Source organism: Glycomyces tarimensis, from assembly GCF_054776215.1.
Map to the genome: position 1 here is coordinate 11,956 of NZ_BAAHCB010000017.1, position 5,937 is coordinate 17,892.

3 protein-coding genes are annotated in these 5,937 nt (G+C 71.7%); all 3 read left to right on the top strand.

Going from position 1 to position 5,937, the window contains the following annotated elements; all coding sequences use genetic code 11:
- Positions 1 to 2,160, top strand: a 2,160-nt coding sequence (locus ACYVK3_RS13190; RefSeq protein ID WP_460497788.1) for a transglutaminase TgpA family protein, incomplete at its 5' end; no start/stop codon positions are given.
- A gap of 19 nt (positions 2,161 to 2,179) precedes the next feature.
- Positions 2,180 to 3,883 carry a DEDD exonuclease domain-containing protein gene (locus ACYVK3_RS13195; RefSeq protein ID WP_460497789.1) on the top strand — a complete coding sequence of 568 codons (1,704 nt, stop codon included), beginning with the start codon at positions 2,180 to 2,182 and terminating at the stop codon, positions 3,881 to 3,883.
- 274 nt (positions 3,884 to 4,157) lie between these two features.
- On the top strand, positions 4,158 to 5,891 hold the full coding sequence (locus ACYVK3_RS13200; protein WP_460497790.1) for a RelA/SpoT family protein: 1,734 nt from the start codon (positions 4,158 to 4,160) through the stop codon (positions 5,889 to 5,891).
- Positions 5,892 to 5,937: the final 46 nt, after the last annotated feature.

The window sequence follows — 5,937 nt, forward strand, 5'->3', positions numbered from 1 at the left end:
CGCGGGCAGGGCCTCCAGACCCTCGCGATGGGCGCCGCGCTGCTGCTCGTCTTGACGGCGCTGTTCAACGACGGCACCGCGATCCTGTTCCTCATGCCCACGCCGGACACGTTCGCGCACTGGCTCACGCTCATGGGCCACGGGGTCAACGACATCATCATGATGGCCCCGCCGGTGGACCCCGAGGGCGGGATCCTGTTCCTGACGATGTTGGGCGTGGGGTCGGTCGCGATCCTCCACGACATGTTCATCGTCGGTCTGCGCACCCCGGCGCTGTCGGGGCTGACGCTGCTGACCATGTACCTCGTGCCGGTGTCGGTCGCGCCGGACGCGACGGCATGGTTCTGGTTCGTCCTGCCGGCGGTGGCCTACCTGTGGGTCCTCGCCGACGACAACCTGCGGCGCATCTCGCGCTTCGGGCACCGCTTCACGGGCGCCGGCAAGCTCGTCGGGCCGCGCTTCCCCTCGCCGCTGGCGGCCACCGCACGCGTGAGCGCGGCGGTGTTCGTGGCGATCACGCTGCTGCTGCTGGCGGTCGTGCCGACCAATACCTCGGGCCTGGTCGACCAGGTCGCGCAGGGCTACGGCGACGGGCCCGGCGCGGGCGAGGACGCGCTGGGCGCGCTCGACCCGTGGGCGCAGCTCTCGGGCTCGCTCAACCGGCCCGATCCGGTCGACGTCCTGCGCATCACCACCGACGACCCCTCGCCGCGCTACCTGCGGATGCACGTCGCCGACGTGCTCACCAACGAGGGTTTCCACCCCTCGGGCTACGACGACCTCGATCCGCTGGACTCGCTGACCTACGGCGGCGGCGACCTCTACACGGCCGAGATCGAGAACCTGGCACTGCCCGACCAGGTCGCGCCGGTGTACGGGCGGCCGACCGAGATCACGCTCGGCGACGAGTGGGGCGTCGAGCCCTTCACCGGGGTCATCGCCAGCGAGGACTCGAGCCTCGCGGACGTCGACGGCTACACGCTCCAGTACACCGACCCCGACTGGGACGCGGGCACGCTCGATCGGGCCCCGGAGATGGCGCCCGACGACCCCAGGTTCGACCGCAACACCGCCCACCCGAACGTCCCCGAGCTCACGACGCTCGCCGAGACGGTGTTCGCGGAGGCCGACACGACCCACCAGAAAGTCCTCGCGACCCTGGACTTCCTCTCCCCCGCCAACGGCTTCTCCTACTCGCTGGAGACCGCCGACGCCGGCAGCGAGGAGGCCGTCCTCAACTTCCTGGAGACGCGGCAGGGCTACTGCCAGCAGTACGCCGCGACCATGGCGTGGATGCTGCGGGAGTCCGACGTTCCCGCCCGCGTCGCCATCGGGCTGACCACGGGCAACTACTCGGACGGCGCCTGGACGGTCACCAGCGACAACTTCCACGCCTGGGTCGAGGTCTACTTCGAGGGCCCCGGCTGGGTCCCGTTCGATCCGACCCCCGGCGGCGGCGTGGCGGACCCGGTGAACTTCCCGTGGTCGTCCGAGCCGAGCGAGGCGGACGAGCCCGGCGGCGCCACCGAGGAGCCCGCCGCGGACACGAACCCGTCCGCGCAGGCGAACGAGGAGCCGACCCTCGCCGAGGAGCTCCAGCCCGACGAGCAGCGGACCGCGCCGGGGCAGGCGGCCCCCGGCGGGCCGGGCGGGCCGAACCCGGCCTGGCTGGCGCTGCTCGGGCTGCTGGCGGTGCCGTTCATCCCCGCGCTGTGGCGCTCGGGCCTGCGACGCTCCCGGCTCGGGCCCACGCGGCTCTCGGCGCAGAGCGCCTGGGACGAGACCGTCGACCTCTCCGTCGATTACGGTGCGGCCATCGGTGACGCGCTGACGCCGAGGCAGGCGGCGGCCACGCTCGCGGAAGCCGTGCCGGACGCGAGGCCCGCGGCGGAGGCGCTCGCCTCGGCCGTGGAGTTCGACCGGTACTCCGGTCGCGGAGCCGACACGACGACGCTGCCGGCGGCGCTGACGGATCTGCGCGCGTCACTGGACCGGGGCTCGGACGCCCGCACGCGGCTCCAGGCGCGGTTGTGGCCGACGTCGCTGGCGACGAGGCTCGCCGAACGCCAGGGCCGGACGGCGAATCGCGTAGCGGGCCTGCGGGAACGGGTGCGATGGCCGCGACGTTCGAACAACCGCCGCGACGGGACTGTCACATGACGCCCGTAGTCTTTTGGCCGTGTACGAAAGCGGAGTGAGTTCGGGCTACGAGCAGCCGTCGCTATTGAGCCTGGGAACCCCGCTGTCCGAGGTGACCTTCTGCGTGGTCGACCTCGAGACCACCGGGCTGGCGGCCGACGCGTGCGGGATCACCGAGATCGGCGCGGTGAAGGTCAAGGGCGGCAAGGTGCTCGGAGAGTTCTCCACATTGGTGAATCCGGGTGAGCCGATCGATCCGCGGGTGACGCGCCTGACCGGCATCACCGACGACATGGTCGCCGAGGCACCCGGCATCGAGGCGGTGCTGCCGTCGTTCCTCGAGTTCGCCGCCGGGGCGACGCTCGTGGCGCACAACGCCGGATTCGACATCGGATTCCTGCGCCACGCCTGCGACCTGTGCGATACGCGCTGGCCGCGCCCGCCGGTCGTCGACACGGTGGTCCTGGCCAGGCGGCTCACCGAGAAGAGCGAGGTCCCCAACCGGCGCCTGGGCACTCTGGCGCGGTTCTTCGGCTCCGAGGTCACCCCGAACCACCGTGCGCTCGACGACGCCCGCGCCACCGTCGCCGTCCTCCACGGGCTCATCGAGCGGGCCACCGGGCACGGCGTCGTCACCGACGCCGACCTGGCCGAGTTCTGCAGGGCCATCCCCTCGGAGCTTCAGCGGCGCAAGCGCCACCTCGCCGAGGGCCTCCCCCACGTGCCCGGCGTGTACATCTTCCGCGACGCCGACGACCGGGCGCTGTACATCGGCGTCTCGGTCGACGTCGCCGCCCGCGTCCGCAGCTACTTCTCGGCCGGCGAGCAGCGCCGGCGCCTGCGCGACATGATCGCCTCCGCCGAGCGCGTCGAGGTCATCGAATGCGCCCACCGGCTCGAGGCCGGCGTCGCCGAGCTGCGGCTCATCAGCGGCGGCAAGCCGCCCTACAACCGGGCCGCGAAGTTCCCCGAGCACCGCAGCTGGGTGCGCCTCACCGACGAGACGTACCCGCGCCTGACGGTCTCGCGCAAGCCGCCCGCGCCCGGAGAGCCGCGGCTCGGCCCGTCCTCGGGCACGCAGGCGCAGGCGGCCATCGCGGCCCTGGAGGAGGCGCTGCCGATCCGCCAGTGCCGCACCAGGCTCTCCCCCAAGCGCACCTCCTCCTCGTGCGTCCTCGGCGAGATCGGCCGCTGCCCCGAGCCGTGCCGCCACGCCGTCACCGTCGAGCAGTACGCTCGGATCGCCGCGGACACCGCCAGGGCCATGGACGGGGATCCGACCCCGGTCGCCGACGCGGTCGCCGAGCGCCTCGCGGAGCTGTCCGAGAGCGAGCGGTTCGAGTCCGCCGCCGCCAAACGCGACGAGCTCGCCGCGTTCCTCTCGCTCGCGGCCGCGACGCAGCGCATCAGGGGCCTGGTGGGCGCCGGGGAGATCATCGCCGCGGGACGGGCCAAGGGCGGCGGCTGGGAGATCGCCGTCATCCGCCACGGCCTGCTCGCCGGCGCGACGCGCACGCCCCCGCGCGCCGACCCGATGCCGCACATCAAGCGGCTGGTGGAGACGGCCCGCGCCGTCGAGCCGATGGGCGACGTCGCCGACGCCGCTCACGCCGCCGAGGCGCGGTTGCTGCTCGCATGGCTGGCGCGTCCGGAGGTGCGGCTCGTGTCGGTCTCCTCCGCCTGGGCGTGCCCCCTCGACGGCGCCGAGCGGTGGATCGGTATCGTCCCCTCCGGACCCCAATAGAATTCCGTATCGTGGGAATCGCTCGCGGACGCTCCGCTGTCCGACGGGAACGCAGGGTGGAGTGTCCACCTCGCGGCCCGAGGCCGCATTCCGGGCGCAGCCGCAGCCGCATCACCGGCGTCCCGTGCGTATCGGCTCCGGCGATGCACACGCTGCCGTCCGTCACGCACCGGTGGCACCGGCGCCGCCGAAATCCGACAGTCACCAGTGTCGATTCTCACGGCCGTTCGTTGTACATCTAGAATGCGATCAACCTTGGGCATCGGAGGCTTTCATGTTGCGCGCATTGCTTTCGGCTACTCGGTCTGCGAAACAGGACGACCCGTGGGACCTGGCGGGACGCGTCGCGCAGCTCGAGTCCGCCCACCGCGCGCACTGCGAGCAGCCCGACCTCCTCCTGGTCAGGCGGGCCTACCGCATCGCCGAGCAGATGCACCGGGGCCAGGCACGCAAGTCCGGCGAGCCCTACATCACCCACCCGATCGCCGTGGCGACCATCCTCGCCGACCTCGGCGTCGACACCGCCACCGTCGCCGCAGGGCTCCTCCACGACACCGTCGAGGACACCAGCTACTCGCTCGAGGCGCTCCGAAGCGACTTCGGCACCGAGATCGCGGTCATGGTCGACGGCGTCACCAAGCTCGACAAGATCCACCTCGGCTCGGCCGCCGAGGCCGAGACCTTCCGCAAGCTCGTGCTCACCGCCGGGCGGGACATCCGCGTCATGGTCATCAAGCTCGCCGACCGGCTCCACAACATGCGGACCATCAAGTTCAAGAAGCGGCCCAGCCAGATCCGCATCGCCGAGGCCACCAAGGACGTGCTCATCCCCCTGGCCGACCGGCTCGGCCTCTACGTCATCAAGCGCGAGCTCGAGGACATCGTCCTGGAGACGCTGGAGCCCGAGGTGTTCGGGCGCATCAAGGAGCACATCGGCTCCGACACCGACCGCACGCGGCAGGTCGCCGAGATCGTTCCGCAGGTGCGCCGGGCGCTGCGCGGCTACAAGGTCGCCGCGAAGCTCCTCGACCGGCCCCGCCATCCCTACTCGGTGTACCGGGAGATGCAGAAGCACCCCGGGACCGGACCGTCCGACCCGCCGCGACTGGTCGTGGTCGTCGACGGTCCCGCCACCGAGTGCTACGCGGCCCTGGGCGCGATCCACCAGCTGTGGAAGCCCATCGGCGGGAAGTTCCGCGACCTCATCGCCGCCAAGAAGTTCAACCTGTACCAGTCGTTGCACACCGCGGTCAACGGCCCCGGCGGCGTCCCGATCGAGTTCCTCATCCGCACCAAGGAGATGCACCAGACCGCCGAGATCGGCATCGTCGCCGGCCTCGGCCGCGCCGGCTCGGATCCGGCGGAGGTGCAACTGCCGTGGCTCCAGCGCCTGCTGGAGTGGCAGAACGAGGTCGCCGACTCCGGGCAGTTCCTCGACTCGCTCCGCTGCGACCTCGCCGACCAGGACATCCTCGTGTTCACCGGCGACGGCGAGCAGGTCATGGTCCCCCGCGCCTCCACGGCGATCGACGTCGCCTACTGCGCGGGGCCCGCGACGGGCCACCGGCTCATCGCCGCCTATGTCAACGGCGAGATCGCGCCGCTGTCGCAGCCGCTGCGCGACGGCGACTCGGTCGAGCTGGTCCTCACCAACGAGCAGCCCTACGGGCCCTCGAAGGTGTGGCTGGAGTACGTCAAGACGCCCGAGGCGCAACTGCACATCAACGACTGGTTCGACTCGCGCGACGCCGACGACCTCGACAGCACCGGCGAGCTCCCGATCATCCCGATGCAGCGGTTCGAGGACGAGCTGAAGGCCGGCAAGAACCGGCTGTGGCGCTCCCTCATCGCGCGCGGACGGGGCCTGGCCGGGGATCAACCGCTGCACGGCGTGGCGTCCTCCCTGGGCTACCCGGACCTCGACTCGCTGTACCTGGCGCTGGCACGCGAGAAGCTCGACCCGGACGAGTTGGCGGACAAGCTCATCACCACCGTCGACCGGTTCTGAACCGGAACGGTTCCGAACCGGGGCGCTACCGAAGGCACCGACGCTG